The sequence below is a fragment of the Bradyrhizobium sp. genome, assembly GCF_049586575.1.
Classification (GTDB): Bacteria; Pseudomonadota; Alphaproteobacteria; order Rhizobiales; family Xanthobacteraceae; genus Bradyrhizobium.
This window is the reverse complement of record NZ_JBAVCF010000011.1, coordinates 1-3,295: the sequence shown is the minus strand read 5'-3', so window position 1 is coordinate 3,295 and position 3,295 is coordinate 1. Positions and strand designations below refer to the sequence as shown.

Genomic DNA, 3,295 nt, shown 5'->3' with positions numbered 1-3,295 from the left:
TGACAAATCCACTCCACTAGGCGTCGATCGCGTCCTTGATTTTTTTCCGGGTCAACGGCAGATCGCGCAGGCGTTTCCCGGTGGCGTTGGCGAGCGCGTTGGCGACCGATGCCGCCGCCGGTCCCTGCCCGGTCTCGCCGCTACCCAGGAACGGCAAACCGGGCCGGTTGATGATGTGCACGTCGATCTTGTCAGGGACCGCGTCGAAACGCAGGATGGGATAGGTTTGCCAGTCAACGCTGGTGATCCGCGTATCGTCGAAGGTAACGGCTTCATACAGCGTCCAGCTGGTCGACTGCATGATCGCGCCCTCGATCTGGTTGGTCAATCCATCGGGATTGACCACCTGCCCGCTGTCGACCGCCGCGACCGCGCGCACCAGGCGTGGACGCCCGGTCTCCCGATTCACTTCTACCTCACTGGCGATGGCGCAGTATGCCGCCAGACTCTTGTAGCGCGCAAAGGCGAAGCCATAGCCGCGGTCCGGAGGAGCTTTTTGTCCCTTCTGCCAGCCGAACTCCTTCGCCGCCCTCTCGATGACGTCACGACCGCGCTTGTCTTCCAGATGTTTCAGCCTGAATTCGACGGGGTCTGCGCCGGCCAGTTCGGCGAGCTCGGTCATGAAACTCTCGATCGAAAACACGTTGTGATAGGCGCCGAGCGCGCGCATCGCCGAAATCCGCACTGGCATCGACGGGATGAAATGATGCACGACACGCGCGTTGGGGAATTTATAGATCGGGATCGCGTTGCGGTCGCCGCCGCCTGCCGGCAACGGCAGCGGCTTCGGCTCCGGCACCGCGAACGGCTCGGCCATATGCTGACCCGCCAGCATCGATCCGGCACCGCCCGGTCGCATCGAATGGGTGTTGCTCCAGACTTCGAAATTCCACGACGCGATCGCGCCGCTTGCATCGAGCGACGCCTTCAGCTTGGTGACCATCGCCGGACCGAACGGCTCCCAGGCATGTTCCTGTTCGCGCATCCATTGGACACGCACAGGAATGCCGGGCAATTCTCGCGCGATCAGCGCAGCGTCCGCGGCAGCATCGTCTGCCCCGTTGTGGCCGTAGCACCCGGAGCCTTCGACATGGATCAGCCGGACGCTTGCCAATGGAACTTTCAGCATCTCGGCAATGCCCTGACGATCAGGATAGACGCCTTGGGTATGCGTCCATACCGTCATCGCGCCGTCGCTGAGTTGCGCAATCGCGCAGGATGGGCCGATCGAGCCGTGTGATTGATAGGGCCGCGTAAAGATGGCTTCCAATGTCCTTTGGCCTGAAACCGTCAGGTCGCTGCGTTCAAAAATAACCGAATCGTTCGAGGGCAGGCCGGTGACGACGCGTAGCAGGTCATTCTGGTTCGGCAGGCGCGCGGTCTCGCTCCATTTTGCCGCCGCTGCGAGCGCGCGCATCGCCTTGATAGCCTGAAACTCCTTTTTCGCGGCCACTGCCATAAAGTTGCCGTTACGAACAACCTTGACGACACCGGGAAGCTTTTCGACGGAAGCCGTATCGCATTCCGTCAACTGGGCGCCATAGCTCGGCGGGCGCACGAGGCGAGCATGGACCATGCCCGGCAATCGCATGTCCTGAACGTAAGCGGCCCCTCCGGTGACCTTGGCCGGAATGTCGACCCGCGGTATCGGTTGGCCCATCACCTTGTAGGTGGCTGGATCCTTCATTTTCGATTTTGGCTGTGCCTGTACATGCAGCATGCCGTCGGAGACCAGATCGCCGTAACCCAGGCGCTGCCCGTCCGGCGCAACGACCGCGCCATCCTGGGTCCGCAAATTCTCTGCCGGCAGATTGAAGCGCCGCGCGGCTTCCACCACCAGAAGCTCGCGCACCTGTGCGGCGGCGTTCTGGATCGCGGTGCCACTATATTGCGTGGATTGGCTGCCGGCCGTATAGCCCTCATCGGCCGTGAGATGCGTATCGGCAGTGATTACCTTGAGCGACGCAAAGGGGACATCGAGCTCTTCAGCGGCTATCTGTTGAAACGCAGTCTTGAAACCCTGACCGAGCTCTGCCTTGCCGGTGAAGACCGTGATGCTGCCGTCGGCATCGATGCGGACCCAGGAATCGAGATAAGGCGATTTTGCCAGACTGCCGGGAGGCTTTGGAGCGCCGGCCGCGGCATGCTCCTGTGCGAAAGCATCCGACATCGAGAAGCTGACGATCAAGGCGCCGCCGCCGGCGAGAACCTGACGACGATCAAGAGTCACGGGACCGTTCATCGCGCGTCCCCCTCACCGTTCGTCGTCAATTCGGCGCTATCCATCAGATGCGCGGCGCGATGCACGGCGCGAAGAATGCGCATATGGGTGCCGCAACGGCAGAGATTGGTTTGCAGTTCGCTGCGAATTTGCGCGTCTGTCGGCCTGGAATTGCGTTGCAGCAGCGCCTGCGCGCGCATCATCATTCCGGCGATGCAGTAGCCGCATTGCGCGGCCTGCTCTTCCATGAAAGCGCGCTGGATCGGCGCGGGCCTCTCGACCGTCCCCAACCCTTCCAGGGTCGTCACTTCCTTGTCTTTGAGAAGGAGCAGCGGCGTGACACAGGACAAAACGGCCTTGCCGTCGACGATCACCGTGCATGAGCCGCATTGGCCCAGACCGCAACCGAACTTCGCAGCGTTGAGATTGAGATCGTCGCGCAACACATAAAGCAGCGGCGTATCCGGATCGGCATCGACCTGGTGGTCGTGACCGTTGACCTTCAATGTCATCATGGCTTGTCTCGCTGCATGGAACCGCCGGGAGCGGCGCCAGGTCTCGATGAGGTCTGGAGAGATACGGTTTCGGGCTGCCTGGCATCACGGACGATCTGTTCGACACCGGTCCATGCCGATTGGGAGCTGAAGCGGCCGCGGAGATAACCCAACAGGGCGGAAATCTGATCGTCGGTCATGCTGTTCGCAAAACCCGGCATGATGGGGCTCCGTTCCCCGGCGACGGGACGAATGCCCGATAAAATGATGTTAGCCGCATTACGCGGGTCGGGCGCGCTGAGGGCCGTACTGAGGCGAAGGTTGATGCCCCCATAGGGCAGAGGACGGCCGGACTCGTGGCAGGTCGCACAGGCAGCCGCATAAATCGATGCACCGGCAGCGTTGGCTAACGCCGGCTGAGCCGGGGACGATTTCATCTCGGCTCGCGTCGCTTTGGCCTGGTTAAGGCGATCCTGTGTCGGAGGTCCGAACACGCTCGTCATGTAGAGAGCGATCGCACGGACATCGCCTTCCGGCACCGACGAGAGATTGGCCACGACCTCAGCCATCGGGCCGCGTG

General features: G+C 62.0%; 3 protein-coding genes. All 3 read right to left on the bottom strand.

Annotation, left to right across the window (positions count from 1 at the left end):
• Window positions 1-16 precede the first annotated feature (16 nt).
• The gene (locus tag WB528_RS00490; protein WP_423886474.1) at window positions 17-2,242 is read right to left on the bottom strand and encodes a molybdopterin cofactor-binding domain-containing protein; all 2,226 of its coding nucleotides are present in this window, start codon (window positions 2,240-2,242) and stop codon (window positions 17-19) included.
• The gene (locus WB528_RS00485) at window positions 2,239-2,736 is read right to left on the bottom strand and encodes a (2Fe-2S)-binding protein (RefSeq protein ID WP_423886473.1); all 498 of its coding nucleotides are present in this window, start codon (window positions 2,734-2,736) and stop codon (window positions 2,239-2,241) included. The genes WB528_RS00490 and WB528_RS00485 overlap by 4 nt, the downstream gene beginning before the upstream one ends.
• Window positions 2,733-3,295, bottom strand: a 563-nt coding sequence (locus tag WB528_RS00480; RefSeq protein ID WP_423886472.1) for a c-type cytochrome, incomplete at its 5' end; no start/stop codon positions are given. The genes WB528_RS00480 and WB528_RS00485, both read right to left, overlap by 4 nt.

Excerpts from the sequence above, each read along its gene's own strand:
- WB528_RS00490 (WP_423886474.1), bottom strand. The coding sequence starts at position 2,242 with ATGAACGGTCCCGTGACTCTTGATCGTCGTCAGGTTCTCGCCGGCGGC.
- WB528_RS00485 (WP_423886473.1), bottom strand. The coding sequence starts at position 2,736 with ATGATGACATTGAAGGTCAACGGTCACGACCACCAGGTCGATGCCGAT.